The organism is Streptomyces sp. LUP47B (assembly GCF_001746295.1).
Classification (GTDB): domain Bacteria; phylum Actinomycetota; class Actinomycetes; order Streptomycetales; family Streptomycetaceae; genus Streptomyces.
In genome coordinates, this window is sequence record NZ_MJAH01000007.1 from 373,984 (window position 1) to 388,292 (window position 14,309).

Here is a 14,309-nt window from a genome sequence, read left to right on the forward strand (position 1 = left end):
GCCTTCCTCATCGTCACACCGGTTCGGGCACGACGGCGACCGGGCAGTCGGAGTGGTGCAGTACCCCATGGGCCACACGGCCCAGCTGGAGCCCGAAGTGCCGGGGGCGGCGCCTGGCCCCGACGATCAGGAGGTCGGCGTCGCGCGAGGCCCCCACCAGGACGGTCCGGGCGTGGCCTTCCAGGGTGCGCCGACGCACCACGACGTCGTCGGGGGCCTCCTTGAGTGCCGCTTCCAGGGCGTCCACCGCGTGCTGCTCGTGCAGCCGGGCGGGTTCACCGGCGAGCTGAGGGTGGTCCGTGGTCTCGTGCGCCGGGCACCGCCAGGCCCGTACGGCATCCAGTACGGCGCCCCGTCGCCGCGCCTCCTCGAAGGCGAAGCGCATGGTCTCCGGGGCAGCCGGCGTGTCTCCGACGCCGACGACGACGCGGCCGTGCTGTCCGGGCGGGACCGCGTCGTCCGGGTCGCCGCGCACCACGATCATCGGGCAGTGCGCGTGCCCGGCCACGGTCAGGCTCACGGAGCCAAGGAGGGCCCCCGCGAGACCGCCTCGGCCCCGGGTGCCCGTCACCAGCAGGGCGGCCTCGCGGCTCTCGCGCACCAGCGTGTACTCGGGTTCCTCGGGCAGCACCTCGGTGGAGATCTTCACGTCGGCCCGGCGCCGGGCGGCCCGCCGGGCGGCGGCCGCCACGATGTCCTCCACCCGCTCCTCTTCGGACGGCCTGTCCAGGTCCTCGGCGGGCCGGGAGCCCTCGTAGCGCTCCCAGAGCGAGGCGTACACCAGGCGCAACGGCAGCCCGCGCAGGGCGGCCTCGTCGGCCGCCCAGTCGACGGCCCGCAGCGCGGACTCCGAGCCGTCGACGCCGACGACGATCGGCAGGTCCATCGTCCTCACCGTCCCACTCCGAGGTCGAAGACGATCCGGGCCTTGACCTCGCCGCGCAGGACCTCGTCGATGGACTCGTTCACGCTCTCCAGCGGGCGGGTCTCGTGGATGACCCGGGTACGGCCGGCCGCGTGCAGCTGGAACACCTCGGCGAGGTCCTGCCGGGTGCCGACGATCGAGCCGATCACGCTCGTACCGTTCAGGACGGTGTCGAAGATCGGGACCTGGATCGTGCCGTGCGCGGGCAGGGCGACCATGACGAGCTTGCCGCCGCGCCGCAGCCCGGAGTTGACGGCGGCGAACGCGGCCTCGTTCACCGCGAGAGCGATCGCCGCGTGGGCTCCGCCGTACCGCTTGAGCACCTCGCCCACGTCGTCCTTGCGGGCGTCGATCACCAGGTCCGCGCCGAGCTCGGCGGCGAGTTCCAGCTTCTCGTCGGTGACGTCGATCGCCGCGACCTGCGCCCCGGCGATCTTCGCGTACTGCACGGCCAGGTGACCGAGGCCGCCGACGCCGGAGATCGCGACGAGCTGCGCGGGCCGCACATCGGCGACCTTGAGCGCCTTGTACGTCGTCACGCCGGCGCAGGTCAGCGGGGCGGCGTCGAAGGCCGTGACGCCGTGCGGCACCGGCTGTGCGAAGTCGGCCCAGGCCAGCATCTTCTCGGCGTACCCTCCGTCGCATCCGTAGCCGGTGTTGATCTGCTGCTCGCACAGCGTCTCCCAGCCGGACAGGCAGTGTTCGCACCGCCCGCACGCTTTCCCCAGCCAGGGCACGGCGACCCGCTGCCCGACGCTGAGGTGGGTGACGCCCTCGCCGAGCTTCTCGACCAGGCCGACGCCCTCGTGACCGGGGACGAACGGCGGGTTCGGCTTGACGGGCCAGTCGCCGCGGGCGGCGTGGATGTCGGTGTGGCACAGTCCGGAGGCCTCGACCCGGACCCGGACCTGGCCGGGGCCGGGCTCGGGGTCGGGTCGGTCCTCGATGACGAGAGGTTCGCCGAAGGCTCGTACGACCGCTGCCTTCATGATGTCTGCTCCAGGTGGGTCGAGGTCAGTTGTGCGGGACGACGGCGACGGGGGCGGTGGAGTGGTGCAGGACGGTGTGGGTGACCGACCCGATGTGGGCGCCGAGCGGGTTGCGGCGGATGCGGCGTCCCACGACGACCAGTGAGGCCTCGCGGGAGGCGTCGACGAGGTGGTTGCCGGGGCTGCCGTAGGAGGACTCCTCGGTGACCTCGACGTCCGGGAACTTCTCGCGCCACGGGAGCAGGACCTCGGCCAGGGCGGTGGTCTCGGACCGGGCCAGTTCTCCATGGAGTTCCAGGTCGACGGAGAGTCCGTAGGCGTAGTACGGCGGCGGGTTCCAGCCGTGGACCACCCGCAGGGACGTGCTCCGGCGGACGGCGGCCGCGAAGGCGAAGGCGATCAGCTCCTCGTCGGGGCTCTCGATGTCGAGGCCGAGGACGACGGGCCGGAACGGGGCGGCGGCGGACGGGATGCCGACCGGGTCCATCTCGTGCTCGTCGGCGGCCTGTTCGCCGGCCCGCACCAGGACGACCGGCCGCTCGGCATGCGCCACGACGGACAGTCCGACGGAGCCGACCATGAACCCACCGATCCCGCTCAGCCCTCGGGAGCCCAGGACCAGCAGCTCGGCGTCCTTCGCCGCGTCCGCCAGCGCTTCGGCGGGCCGGCCGGACGACTGCTCGGTGATCACGTCGAGGCCGGGGTGGCGCAGTCGGATGCCTTCGGCTGTCTCCCGGGTCACCCGCTCGGTCCAGTGCTGGTGGGTCTCGGGACCGAGCAGTGGGGCCTGGGCCATGGGGGCCGGAACCGGCTCCCAGACCTGGACCAACTTCAGCGTCAGGCCCAGCAGTTGTGCTTCGCGGGCGGCCCACTCGGCCGCCGCGCGGCTCTCGGGAGAGCCGTCGAGGCCGACGGTGAGGGTACGGGTCATGATCTCCACCTTCTGGATCGGGGGTCCCGATTCGAGCTTTGTCCTCGGATGTGGGCCCTCGGCAGGGGCCACAGGTCCTTGCCGAGGGCCGACCGGCCCTGGCCGGTGTCGGTGTGGTGCGGCGGACCCAGCGACGGGCCCGCCGCGCCTCCCGCGCTCAACGCAGCCAGCGGCTGCGACGCACCAGCGGGAGCTTGGCCCAGATGCTGCCGAGGCCGAGGGTTTCTCCGGCGGAGGCTGCGGCCAGGGCGATCAGGACGACGGCGTAGATGAGGTGGTAGTCCGCGAAGGGGTTCGTCGACATGCTCGGCGAACCGTCGGAGAGGTGCTGGGCGGGCGGCCATTCCGCGACCCACATCAGCGTCATCATCACGGTGCCCGCGACGGCCGCGAACCGCAGTGCCACGCCCGCGATCAGGGCGACGCCGATCCCGAGCAGACCGAGCATGAACAGCCAGTCGGCCCAGGTGTCCCCGGCCCAGGAGTGGAAGGTGGACTCCATCGGCCCTGCGGCCACCCCGCCGAGGAAGCCCTTGGTGGGCGAACCGCCGTCGATCCAGCCCTTGCCGGACTGAGTGGCGTAGCCGAGGCCGAAGGCCTTGTCGAGGAAGGCCCACAGGAAGACGAACCCGGTGAGCAGGCGCAGGGACGCGAAGACATAGGCCTGCGCCGTCCGCGTGCCGGTGCGTGCCGACACCGCCGACTCGGAGCCGGACGCGGTCCGGTCCCTGCGGAAGTTCGGCAGGTGGAAGCCGGAGTTCCGGTGCGGGTGCTCGTGCACGGCCATGGTGGCGATCCCTTCGGGAGGAGTGAGAAGGTCCGTTCGGTGTCTGACGCCCCTCACTCTCGTCGCGTACGGCAGCTGCCGCCGGATGCCGAAGGTCCGCGACCGCAGGGCTGAACGGCCCTGTTTCCAGGGACCGTTGGGGAGCGCCCCTCGTTCAGCACGCCGTCAAGCCATGCGCGCGGAACTGCCCCGGGGCGTGGTGCTTCGCGGCGCCCAGCTTGTCGAACGGCAGGACGTCCACGCGGTCGACGGAGCCGAGCCCGGTCACGAAGTGTGCGGGCGTTCTCCCAGCCGCCCCGCGACTCCCCGCCGGCCGCGATGGAGCAGCGGCCAGTCCCTCGACCCGTCGCCGGCCTCTCGTGCCCCTGGGCGATGAGCCGGCCCCGTTCGTGGACGAGTCGGCGTAGGCGCAGGCTGCTCGTCGTCTCCCGATCGTGGCCGAGTGGCCCCTCCGATGGCCCGAGTGGCCCATGGCCCGCCACCGGGGGTGGGCCGCACGCTGGCCATGGCAGTTTCCACATCCCGTCGGGAGGCACGCCATGATCACCACCCCCACGCCCAGCATGCTGCGAGCCCTGCCCGCCGACCACCGGCACCGGCTCATGCGCCTCGGCCGCGAGGTCTCCTTCCCGCAGGGGGTGCGTCTGTTCGAGGAGGGCAGCCGGGCCGACCGGTTCTGGATCATCCGTACGGGCACGGTCGAGCTCGACATGCGCGTCCCCGGCCGCCGGGCGGCCGTCATCGAGACGCTCTGCCACAACGAACTCGTCGGCTGGTCCTGGCTGTTCACCCCGCACGTCTGGCATCTGGGCGCCGAGGCGACGACCCCGGTGCGGGCGTACGAGTTCGATGCCACGGCCGTCCGTCTGATGTGCCAGGACGACCCGGCCCTGGGCAACGCCATCGCCCAGTGGGTCGGCGACGTGCTCGCCCACCGCCTGCGCTCCGCCCGGACCCGGCTGCTGGACCTTTACGCGCCGTACGGCGCCGGCAGCCACGTCTGAGTGCGCCGACGCCCGAAGCGACAACGAGAGGCAGCCACGATGCACGGCACCCCGCACATCGTCAGCGACGTCATGACCCACCAGGTCGCCGCCATCCCGCGACCACGGCCCGCCTGATCAGCTCGCTGCCGGCCGCCCCCGCCGAGACACCTGCCCTGGCACCTGAACTGGCCGGCTTGTCGCCACGCGAGCGGGACATCCTCGCTCTGATCGGTGGCGGCCTGGCCACATCTCCCGGCTCCTGGCCGAACTGGGTGTCCAGCGCCTCGTCCAGGCCGCGGTCCTGGCTTCCCACCTGGAACGCGGCGGCCGCCACACGAAGTAGCACCACCTGGCCGTTCAGTGCCCGCCGCCACCTGCGTCGTCGACCGCGAGGGCGTCATCCGCCGGGACTGGCCGCACCGCTGTCAGACGCGAGCGAGTTCCGCTGCGCCGAATGAGACGTCGAAACGGTCGCACCAGATGCTGACGCTGTTGTAACTCGACGGATCCACCTCCCTGGGCATGGCGTAGTTCTGGCTTCCCTTGTTGCCTTTGAGCTTGCCCAGGCTGACGTACTTCCCGTCGTCGAAGACGCGCCAGCCGGCCTTCCCCTCCTTCACAGGTGCGTCCGTCAGCCACACACGCAGGTCCAGTCCGTTGCTGGTGTCGAGGTTCTCCAGCCGCATGATGTGGGAGCCGTCGGCCAGCCGTACGAGCTTCACGGTGCCCGATGTCGCATGCTCGTGGCTGATCAGCTCACCACTTGCCAACGTCTGCGGACCGGTGGCCGAGGGCTGCTCGGAGGACTTGGGCGAGGGCGCCGCGGCAGGAGGAGCGGAATTCTCCACCGCCCCGGGCAGCGCCTCCTCGACGGTCTCGTCCTGCCACAGCTTCCACGGCTGGAACCAGTACAGCCCGAAGCCGACCCCGCCGACCGCCACCACCAGCACCGCGATGACCAACGGCCTGGCAAGTACCTTGCGCCCGCGCCCCATCCCTGCCTCGTCTCCTGGGAGTTTGCTTGCCTCCCCATTCAACGGAGGCGGGCGGCCGTTCCGTAGCCCGCGGGTGATGACGGAATCCTTACGACGCACAGGCGTGCACTGACAGGAGCAGCCGGGGTGCCGACGGTGTTGTCGGGCGCCGCGCTGGAGTCGAACCGGCAGGTGTCCCGGTGCTTCCTGGTCTGCTTCAGCGGTGCTCGGGGTTGTCCGCCCCCGGCCGGCAGCCGGCGTCCCACTCCGTGCGCTGGTTGCCGTAAGCGGGGATCCCTCCGGCGCGCTTGAGCATGGCCGCCACGTGCATCAGGTTCCAGGTCATGAAACTGGTGTTGCGGTTGGTGAAGTCGTTCTCCGGTCCTCCCGAGCCGGGGTCCAGGTACGAGGGCCCGGGACCCGCCGCACCGATCCAGCCCGCGTCGGCCTGCGGCGGGATGGTGTAGCCGAGGTGCTGCAGGCTGTAGAGGATGTTCATGGCACAGTGCTTCACGCCGTCTTCGTTGCCGGTGATCAGGCACCCGCCGGCCCGTCCGTAATACGCGTACTGGCCTTCCGGGTTGAGGAGACTGGAGCAGCTGTAGAGCCGCTCGATGACCTGCTTGGTGACCGAGCTGTTGTCGCCCAGCCAGATCGGTCCGGCCAGCACGAGGATGTCCGCGGCCATCACCTGCTCCTGCAGCGCGGGCCAGGCGTCCGTGGCGAAGCCGTGTTCGGTCATGTCCGGATAGACGCCAGGGGCGATGTCGTGGTCGACGGCACGGATCTCGTCCGTGGTCACTCCGCGCGCGTCCATGATCGCCCGGCTCTTGTCGATGAGCCCCTGGGTGTGGCTGAGCTGAGGGGACGGCTTGAGTGTGCAGTTGATGAAGAGCGCACGCAGGTCGTCGAAGCGGTAATTGTCCTCAGTCGGTGCGGGCGATGCTGCCATGGCGGCCTCCGGGAGAGCGGACAGGGGCGGGGCGGCGTCTGTGCGCCGTCCCGGCGGAAGCGTCTCGCGGAACGGGCGCGTTGTCCCGCTGCGACGCACCGGCGCACGGTGCGTTCCCCTGACATGCGACGCCGTCATGCGCGTGCCTGCCGCCCCGAGGACCAAAGGCACAGGAGCGGAGCACTCGCCGGAACAGCCGTCTTCCGCGGGCCTGCCACCGCAGATGCCCGGGGAATCTACGTCTCCTGCTCCTGCGGGCCGCGTACGTATCCGATCCGCAGGAGCTGCGACAGCAGGTCGGCGCGGCGCAGCAGCGGTTCGACCACTTCCTGCCTGACGTGTACTCGTTCCACAGCGGACTCAAGGCGCCCGAAGGGGACCGCGCCGTTTCTGCGGGAGTGCGCCGGGAAGCCGCCTGAATCGTCACGACGTGCAACCATTCCCTGTGCCTCCTCGCAGAACGGACCCGCGGGTGTCCCCCGCCGACCGCGTCTCGGAGCGGGGGGCGTGACTTGCGGTTGCTGCCCTCTGCTCCTGGGACACCTGGTGCCCGTAGGGAAGACGGCTAATCCATCCCACTGGTTGTACGGTCCCGTCGAACGTCACTCGCTCACCATGCTGTTCTCGGTCGGCACCGACCCCCGACCGGTCCCTGGCACGTCAGTACTCCTCGTGGCCCGGCACCGAGCAGGCCGCGTGCCGCCCCGCGGTGTCGGCAATGAGGTGACGCGGGCCGGCTGCGCGGTTGATGGCCGACTCGACCGCCGCAACCCGATCTGCGAGCAGCCCGAGGGCGGCAACAGCTCGGGCGATCGCAGCGAGGTGGGAGTCCCCCCGGCCGAAGGCCGGGGAAGAGTCGCTCTCCGGGCCAGCCAGGGCCTGTGTGCGGACGTACGCCGCCTTCACCTCGGACCAGCGCGCGCTCTGCTCCGTGGTCAGCGTGTCCCGCAGTTCGGCCAGCTTCAGCAGATTGGCCTCGGCTCCCGTGGAGAGAGTCTGGGCCTCGGCCGTGTAGTGGTCGTCGATCAACGCCGCCAGCTCGGTGTCGTTCATGACCGGCTGGATGCGCTGGGCGATCTTGTTCATGTTGCGGTAGGAGCCCTGCAGTCGGAAGGGCGGCTCGGTCCGGGTCTCGTCGGTCTGGGCGGCCGAGGCGATGTAGGCGGCGTTCACGGCCAGGACCGTCTCGCGTGCCGTCAGCAGATGGCGCAGCACGGCCAGGATCCGCTCCAGCTCGGCGGGCGCGCAGGGGTGGGTCAGCCGGTCGGCGCGGGCCGTGGTGTCGCCGTCGGCCAGGCGGATCAGCAGGTCGAGGTCGGTGCGCTCGCGGCCGGCCAGCGGTGCGAGGGCCGGGTTCGATGTCAGCGCGTTCTCGATGAAGCTGAGGGCGAAGGCGTCCTCCTTGCCGGTCAGGACCTCGCCCAGGTTCCACACGTCGGCACGGTTGGCGAGCATGTCGGGGACATGGAAGCGGCTGCCGGACTCGGTGTAGGGGTTGCCTGCCATGCAGACCGCGAAGCGCTTGCCCCGCAGGTCGTACGACCGCGGCTCGCCGCCTCGTACGCCCTCCATGCGGCGGGTGGCGTCGCACAGCGAGATGAACTTCTGCAGCAGTTGGGGCGAGGTGTGCTGGATGTCGTCGAGGTACAGCAGGGTGTTGTTGCCCGCCTCCAACGCGAAGTTGATCTTCTCGACCTCTTGGCGGGCCGTGGCATTGGGGGCTTCGGCCGGGTCGAGGGAGGTGACGGCGTGTCCCAGCGCCGGGCCGTCGACCTTGACCAGGATCAGGCCGAGGCGGTCGGCGACGTACTCCATGAGCGTCGTCTTGCCGTAGCCCGGTGGTGAGACGAGCAGGAGCAGACCGCCGGTGTCGGTGCGCTTGGTGGCGCCGGTGGTGCCGAGCTGTTTGGCGAGGCTGTCGCCGATCAGGGGCAGGTACACCTCGTCGATGAGCCTGCTGCGCACGAAAGCGGACATCACCCGGGGCCGGTACTCGTCAAGTCGGACCCGGGTGCGCTCGGCTGCCACCAAGGCCGTCCGGCGGCGCTGGTAGGCGCGGTGGGCGGGGACCTCGTGGGCACGGAACTCCCTTGTCCGGGCGAGGAGTTCATCGACCCGGATGGTGAGCGTACGGCCGATGACGCGTGGGTGGATGCCCAGCAGCCCCTCGACGGTCTCCGTCAGCGGGGCGTCGGACTCGTAGCGGGCCAGGTCCGGGCACAACTCGGCGGCCACCGCCTCGGCCAGATCACCGGGGGCGGGATCCGCCCCGGTGGAGGCCGCGTACGACGACAGCCACGCCTCGACCAGTTGCCGGCGGGCGGCCAGGTCGGCTAGAGCGGCGAGGTCGTCGTCGTAGGCCGATGTGCCCACCGTACGACGGAACTTGTCGAGCAGCGTGCGGCAGCCGCTGCTGACGACGAACCCCTCGGGGCCGCTCGTCAGCTCCTCGAAGAGGTATGCGGCGGCGGCATCCGCGGCCTCCCCGGTGATCGCCTGCGCCAGCTCCCCCCGCAGATCGGCGATCGCGGGCGTCAGGCCGAAGGTGTCCCTGGCGCGCGCCAGCGACACCGCACGCCGGGTCCAACTCGCACGCGCCTCGGGCGTCGTGCGGTGCGCCCAGAACAGCTGGGCGATGGCGCGGGCGGCCGGCTGGTGGCGGAGCAGGCCGGCGCCTTCGTGCAGGCGCAGCAGCGCGGTGAGGATCAGCACCGCGTCGTGGTCGTGGACGCCGCGCTCGTAGCCCTCGTCGTACGCTGTCTGCGCCGCCTGCCGGACCAGGGCGGGCAGGTCGTCGGCCTCCGCGAGGGCCGCGGGGCCGTGTTCGTCCAGCAGCCGGGCGGCGAGGTGTTCGGCACGGTAGACCTCGGGCGACTCCGAGGGCAGCGGGCGGTTCCAGTACGGGCGGGTGGCGGTGAAGTCGGCGTCGGTGACCGGGGAGCGGTAGTCGGTGCCGGTGAGCGCGAAGGCGAGGGTGTCGCCGTGCGGGACCAGGGTCAGGTCGAGGGGCTGGGTGTTGACGGCGAAGTGGTGGGTGCCCAGGCGGAGGGTGCGGCCGTCGTCGGTGTACAGGTCGGTGCGGTCCCGCAGTGCGCGCGACGCCTCCTGGCGGGCGGACTTGAGGCGGCCGTCGAGTTCCTCCGCGCGCACTTGGTCGCCGAGTCGGCGCAGCTCGTCGGCGAGGCGGCGGATCTTCGCGGGCATCGGGTCGGAGGCGAAGTACGTGGCGACGGCGTCCGCGTCGGGGAGGGCGGCGGCGCGCCGGGTGAGCGTCTGCATGACGCGGGCGGCCGAGTCGGTGAGGCGTTCGGCACGGCGGGCGCGGGCGTCGGCAAGGGTCTGCTTGCGGGCGGCGAACGCCTCGAGGACCTCGTCCCGCTTGTCCGCGAGGTCGCCCAGGAAGTCGTCGAACTCGGCGAACCGGGACTCCAGGCTCTCCACCTGTACGAGCAGACCGGCGAGTTGCTGGTCGCAGGTCTCGGGGCTGTCGGCGGCAGAGAGCGCGCCGGTGACGGCCTGGCCGAGCAGGGCGAACTCGGCGGCGAATTCGGCGCGTCCCTCGCGGTCGAACAGTGCGCGACGGCGGCCGTCGAGGGTGGCGCGGGCGCGGTTGACGCCACCCAGTACTTCGGCGATGCGCTCCAGGATGGACGTACGGACGGTGGCGTCACCGAAGTCGAGGCCGGCGACGACCTCGGTCACCGTCCGCAGTCCGTCGGCGAGTTCGTCGAGGCGGGCGGCGAGGGGCGCGGCCTCGGCGACGGTGGCGATCGTTTCGGCGTCGGCCACAAGTTGCTCGATGTCGGCCCGGTGGCCGGCGAAGGCGTCCTCGCGGGCGAGGTGGGAGACGGCCCGCTGCCCGAAGGCGACCAGGTCCGACTCCGCGTCGGCGGCGAGCTCGTCGATGCGGACGGTGTCGGCGTACCGCATGTCCTTGAGGGTGAGCAAGTGCCCTTGGGCGTGCCGGAGTTCGGTCAGCCCGGTCACCCAGGCGGCGGCGCCGCGCGGAGACTCGCCTCGCAGCCGCCGTACGACCGTGGCGACGCGCGTGGCTGCGTCGGCGAGCGCGTCGCCGGCCTGGCGGGTGAGGGCCTGGACGGTCTCGAACTCGGCCAGCACCTGCTCGGCGGTGGACCTCACCTGCGTGAGCGGCTCGTGCAGGTCGCCGAGTTCGGTCTCGGCCAGCCAGTGGTAGGAGTCGGCGGCCCGGACGCATGCGCCGGCCAGTGCCTCGTAGACCTCGCTCGTCGGGGTGACCTCGGTGACCGCGCGCGCGATGGACAGACAGTCGGAGATGCCGCGCACGAGGTCGGCGTTGCCGACGCGGGCCAGCGGGCCCGTGCCAACCGGCTGGGCGGCGGCGTGGGTGTCGGAGACGTACGGGGAGCGCCACAGCTGGAGGGGGTGCACGCGGGCCGGCTCGTCGCTGTCGGCCCGCAGGATCATGAGCGTGCCGTCGTCGAAGACGGCCCAGCCGTGGCAGGACAGCGGGGTGGCGATCTCCTTGCGGATCATGTTGTACGGCAGGAGGAGGCTGCGGCCTTCCGCGCGCGCGTGGAAGACGAAGAGGACGTCCTCGCCGTTCGGTGAGCGAATCTCGCGCTCGAACTCCAGGCCCTCGGTGTCGAGTTCGTACGTCTTGTGCGCACCGGCGGCCAGGCAGTAGCCGCCGGGGAAGACGATGCCCTGGTCCTCGGGCAGGCGGCGGCAGGCCCGGCCGATGCCGTCGAGGCGGACGACGTTCTTGGTGAGGGTGTTGAAGACCAGGTAGCGGTGGACGTCCTCCTTGTAGGGGAGGACGTCCAGCAGGATCAGGGCGCCCACGCGCGCGTACGCGATGTCCGCGTCGGCGAGGGACTGCAGTGGTTCGGCGACCGGCTCGGAGTAGACGCCCTCGCCGGTCTCGGTGTCGTCCTCGACCTTGACAGTCAGCGTCCCTGACACCGTCTCGACGAAGACCTCGTCCTCGATGGAGACGTGCGGGTGACGGCCGAGTACGTGGTCCTCGCGGGTGGTCCGCGTCCACGGGAAGTCGTGCGAGGGCGGGAAGACGTGGTCGCGCTCGCCGCGCGCGTCCAGGAAGGTCGCCCGGCCCTCGTCGGTGAGCGCCCAGCGCAGCACGCGGATGTCGCCCGGCTTCTCCCCGGTCTGGAAGACGGCCAGCAGTTTGCCGCCGGTGCGGCGCAGTTGGAGGATGTGGGCCTGACGGTAGTAGCGGTAGAGGGCGGCGAACTCGCGGACGAAGGCGGGGTCGTCGAGCAGTCCGGGCACGGCGTTGTCGGGGAGCCGGTTCAGGTCGCGGTCGTGCAGCGTGAAGACGTCACCGACGGTCGTCTCGGGCCCCAGGCCGGGGAAGATGTTGTGGCCGAGGAGGACGGCGTCGCCCAGGGAAACGATGTCGCGGGGGACGCAGGTGTGTTCGGTGCGCAGCCGCTCGGTGCGCGTCAACTCCAGCCGGGTGGAGCCGAATTCCTCGGTGCGGCGGGAGTTGAGCGCCTCGGCGCGGCGGGCGAGTTCGCCGGCCTGCGCGGTGAGGCGGTCGCGCAGCACCTCGTACGTGCCGGTGTCCGGACCGGTGGTCATGGGGTCCCTCTCGGAAGTCGGAGAAAAACGTGGTCCGGAGCTGCCGTCCCCTGTGCGGCGGCTCCGGACCACGGGCAAGGTGAGGCCGTGTCGGCGCAGTTCGGGTCACGGCCGTGCCGCTCAGGACCCGGCGGCGGTCAGGCCCTCGCGCTGCCGTTGAGCGCGGCGAGCGAGGTGTCGGCCAGGCCCAGCTCACCGGCCCTGTCCAGCAGTTGCTTCACCTGTCCGGCGTTCGTGTCCGCGCTGTTCATGAGCTTCATCAGCAGTGCGGACACGGTCAGGTTCTGCACGTCGGCCGTCGAGACGGTGCTGAGAACGCGGCTCAGGTCGTCGGTGAAGCTTGCGGTGCCGTCCAGCCAGGGCTTGGCGAGTGCCTGTGCGGTCTCGGAGTGCTGTATGAAGCCGTCGACGCCCTTGCCGAGCGCGATGGAGGACATCAGTCGGTCGAAGAAGACCGACTCCCCGCCGACGATGCTGATGTCGGCGTTCTCCAGCCCGGTGGCGAGCACCGTGGCCTGCGCCTCGGCGACCTGCCGCTGCACGTCGAGACCGGCGAGCCGGATGTCCTTCTCCGCCTGCAGGCGCAGCCGGTACTCCTCGTGACCGCGGGAGGCGTCGTCGAGCGCGGCCATCGCGGCGGCCTTCTCGGTCAGACCGGCCGCTTCCGCCTTCAGCTTCTCGCCGATGCCCTCCGCCTCGGCGAGCGCCTTCGCCCGGGTGCCCTCCGCCTCAGCGCGCATCAGGGCCTCGGCCGCTCCGGCCTCCGCGCGGCCGGCCTTCTCGATGACCGCGGCTTCTTTGTCACGGACCTGGACGGCCGCGAGCCCCTCGGCCGCGGATTCGGCCTGGAGGCCCTCGGCGAGCCGCAGTTTGGCCTGCGCGTCGAGGTCGGCGCTCTTCAACCGGGCCTCGGCCAGGGTCACTTCCTCGGCGGCGCGGTGCACGGCGGCCTGCTCGGCGGCTTCGGCGGCCTTGATGTCCTTGACCAGCTGTTCCTGCGCCTCGGCCTCGGCGGCGATGATCACGGCCTGCCGCTGGCGCTCCGCCTCCTCGACGGCGCGCAGCTTCTTGATGGACTCCTCCTGCTCGGCGACCGTACGGTCCACCGCGATGCGCTCGCGGACGACCTCGGCGATCTCCCGCTTCTCCGCCTCGACCTCCTTCGAGGCGGAGATCCGAGTCAGCTCGGTCTCCCGCTCCCGTGCGATGACTTCGAGGAGCCGGTCCTTCTCGATGCGCTCGTTCTCGATGGCGATGACCCGCTCGCGGTTCTTCTGCGCGACGGCGACCTCGCGGGCCTGGTTCTCGCGCTGGATACCGAGCTGCTCCTCGGTCTTGAGGAACGCCCCCTGGGCGCGCAGCCGCTCCTCCTCCACCACCCGAGCCGTCTCGGCCTCCTCCCGGGCCCGGACGGTCTCGATCTCCCGGCGCTGCTTGATCTCGGCGTCCGCCTGACGGCGCTCCAGCTCCAGGATGGCCTCGCGGGCGTCGACGTTCTGCCGGGTGATCTCCTTCTCCTCGGTGCGCTGGAACTCGTTGGTGCGCACGTGCTCGATGGCCGTCAACTCGGTGATTTTCCGGATGCCCTGGGCGTCCAGGACGTTGGCCGGGTCCAGCTGGGTGAGCGGCGTCTGCTCCAGGTAGTCGATCGCCGCGTCCTCCAGGTGGTAGCCGTTGAGGTCGACGCCGATGACCTCGATGATCCGGTACCGCAGTTCCTCGCGCTTGGTGTACAGGTCGGTGAAGTCCAGCTGCTTGCCGACGGTCTTCAGCGCCTCGGAGAACTTCGCGTGGAACAGCTCCTGCAGCGTGTCCCGGTCGCTGGCCCGTGCCGTCCCGACCGCCTGGGCGACCTTGATGACGTCCTCGACGGTCTTGCTGACCTTCACGAAGAACGAGATGCGGATGTCCGCGCGGATGTTGTCCCGGCAGATCAGTCCGTCCTTGCCTGCCCGGGTGATCTCGATGGTCTTCACCGAGATGTCCATCACCTCGGCCTTGTGCAGCACCGGCAGCACGACCTGCCCGGTGAAGGTCACGTCGACCTTGCGCAGCTTGGAGACGATCAGCGCCTTGCCCTGCTCCACCTTGCGGAACAGCCGGGAGACGACGAGTACGGCGAGCAGGCAGACGGCGACGAGCACGCCGATACCCGCGATCATGGGAGTCATGGCATACGTCC

At 71.1% G+C, this 14,309-nt stretch carries 9 protein-coding genes and 2 pseudogenes; 2 read left to right on the forward strand and 9 right to left on the reverse strand.

Going from position 1 to position 14,309, the window contains the following annotated elements; all coding sequences use genetic code 11:
• Positions 1-13: 13 nt before the first annotated feature.
• The 5 genes and pseudogenes from BFN33_RS24070 to BFN33_RS54530 form a co-directional block, all read right to left on the reverse strand.
• Positions 14-886, reverse strand: a complete 873-nt coding sequence (locus BFN33_RS24070) for a universal stress protein (protein ID WP_069762187.1) — start codon at positions 884-886, stop codon at positions 14-16.
• Between the two features lie 5 nt (positions 887-891).
• Positions 892-1,914 carry a zinc-dependent alcohol dehydrogenase gene (locus BFN33_RS24075; RefSeq protein WP_069762188.1) on the reverse strand — a complete coding sequence of 341 codons (1,023 nt, stop codon included), beginning with the start codon at positions 1,912-1,914 and terminating at the stop codon, positions 892-894.
• Positions 1,915-1,939: 25 nt separating this feature from the next.
• Positions 1,940-2,845: a universal stress protein gene (locus BFN33_RS24080; protein WP_069762284.1), complete on the reverse strand. Its 906-nt coding sequence runs from the start codon at positions 2,843-2,845 to the stop codon at positions 1,940-1,942.
• Between the two features lie 157 nt (positions 2,846-3,002).
• Positions 3,003-3,632, reverse strand: coding sequence for a DoxX family membrane protein (locus BFN33_RS24085; protein ID WP_069762189.1), 630 nt, complete (start codon positions 3,630-3,632; stop codon positions 3,003-3,005).
• Between the two features lie 154 nt (positions 3,633-3,786).
• A pseudogene (locus tag BFN33_RS54530) lies at positions 3,787-3,909 on the reverse strand (pyruvate formate-lyase 1-activating enzyme); the annotation flags it as partial.
• A 262-nt stretch (positions 3,910-4,171) separates the two neighbouring features.
• Between BFN33_RS54530 and BFN33_RS24090 the strand changes: the two are divergent.
• Together BFN33_RS24090 and BFN33_RS54535 are read left to right on the forward strand one after the other, a co-directional pair.
• Positions 4,172-4,636, forward strand: coding sequence for a cyclic nucleotide-binding domain-containing protein (locus BFN33_RS24090; protein ID WP_069762190.1), 465 nt, complete (start codon positions 4,172-4,174; stop codon positions 4,634-4,636).
• Positions 4,637-4,731: 95 nt separating this feature from the next.
• A pseudogene (locus tag BFN33_RS54535) lies at positions 4,732-4,961 on the forward strand (DNA-binding response regulator); the annotation flags it as partial.
• Between the two features lie 82 nt (positions 4,962-5,043).
• Here BFN33_RS54535 and BFN33_RS24095 read toward each other — a convergent pair.
• From BFN33_RS24095 to BFN33_RS24110, 4 genes are all read right to left on the reverse strand, one after another.
• Positions 5,044-5,613 (reverse strand): DM13 domain-containing protein, encoded by a 570-nt coding sequence (locus BFN33_RS24095; RefSeq protein ID WP_069762191.1) that lies wholly within the window; start codon positions 5,611-5,613, stop codon positions 5,044-5,046.
• Between the two features lie 196 nt (positions 5,614-5,809).
• The gene (locus tag BFN33_RS24100; RefSeq protein ID WP_069762192.1) at positions 5,810-6,544 is read right to left on the reverse strand and encodes a flavodoxin family protein; all 735 of its coding nucleotides are present in this window, start codon (positions 6,542-6,544) and stop codon (positions 5,810-5,812) included.
• 660 nt (positions 6,545-7,204) lie between these two features.
• Entirely contained in the window at positions 7,205-12,127 is a 4,923-nt protein-coding gene (locus tag BFN33_RS24105) for a DNA repair ATPase (RefSeq protein WP_069762193.1), read from the reverse strand.
• A 137-nt stretch (positions 12,128-12,264) separates the two neighbouring features.
• A complete protein-coding gene (locus BFN33_RS24110; RefSeq protein ID WP_069762194.1) occupies positions 12,265-14,298 on the reverse strand; it encodes a hypothetical protein in 2,034 nt (677 codons plus the stop codon).
• Positions 14,299-14,309: the final 11 nt, after the last annotated feature.

Coding starts and splice junctions, on each gene's coding strand:
- BFN33_RS24105 (WP_069762193.1), bottom strand. CDS start 12,127: ATGACCACCGGTCCGGACACCGGCACGTACGAGGTGCTGCGCGACCGC.
- BFN33_RS24095 (WP_069762191.1), bottom strand. CDS start 5,613: ATGGGGCGCGGGCGCAAGGTACTTGCCAGGCCGTTGGTCATCGCGGTG.
- BFN33_RS24090 (WP_069762190.1), top strand. CDS start 4,172: ATGATCACCACCCCCACGCCCAGCATGCTGCGAGCCCTGCCCGCCGAC.
- BFN33_RS24080 (WP_069762284.1), bottom strand. CDS start 2,845: ATGACCCGTACCCTCACCGTCGGCCTCGACGGCTCTCCCGAGAGCCGC.
- BFN33_RS24110 (WP_069762194.1), bottom strand. CDS start 14,298: ATGACTCCCATGATCGCGGGTATCGGCGTGCTCGTCGCCGTCTGCCTG.
- BFN33_RS24070 (WP_069762187.1), bottom strand. CDS start 886: ATGGACCTGCCGATCGTCGTCGGCGTCGACGGCTCGGAGTCCGCGCTG.
- BFN33_RS24100 (WP_069762192.1), bottom strand. CDS start 6,544: ATGGCAGCATCGCCCGCACCGACTGAGGACAATTACCGCTTCGACGAC.
- BFN33_RS24085 (WP_069762189.1), bottom strand. CDS start 3,632: ATGGCCGTGCACGAGCACCCGCACCGGAACTCCGGCTTCCACCTGCCG.
- BFN33_RS24075 (WP_069762188.1), bottom strand. CDS start 1,914: ATGAAGGCAGCGGTCGTACGAGCCTTCGGCGAACCTCTCGTCATCGAG.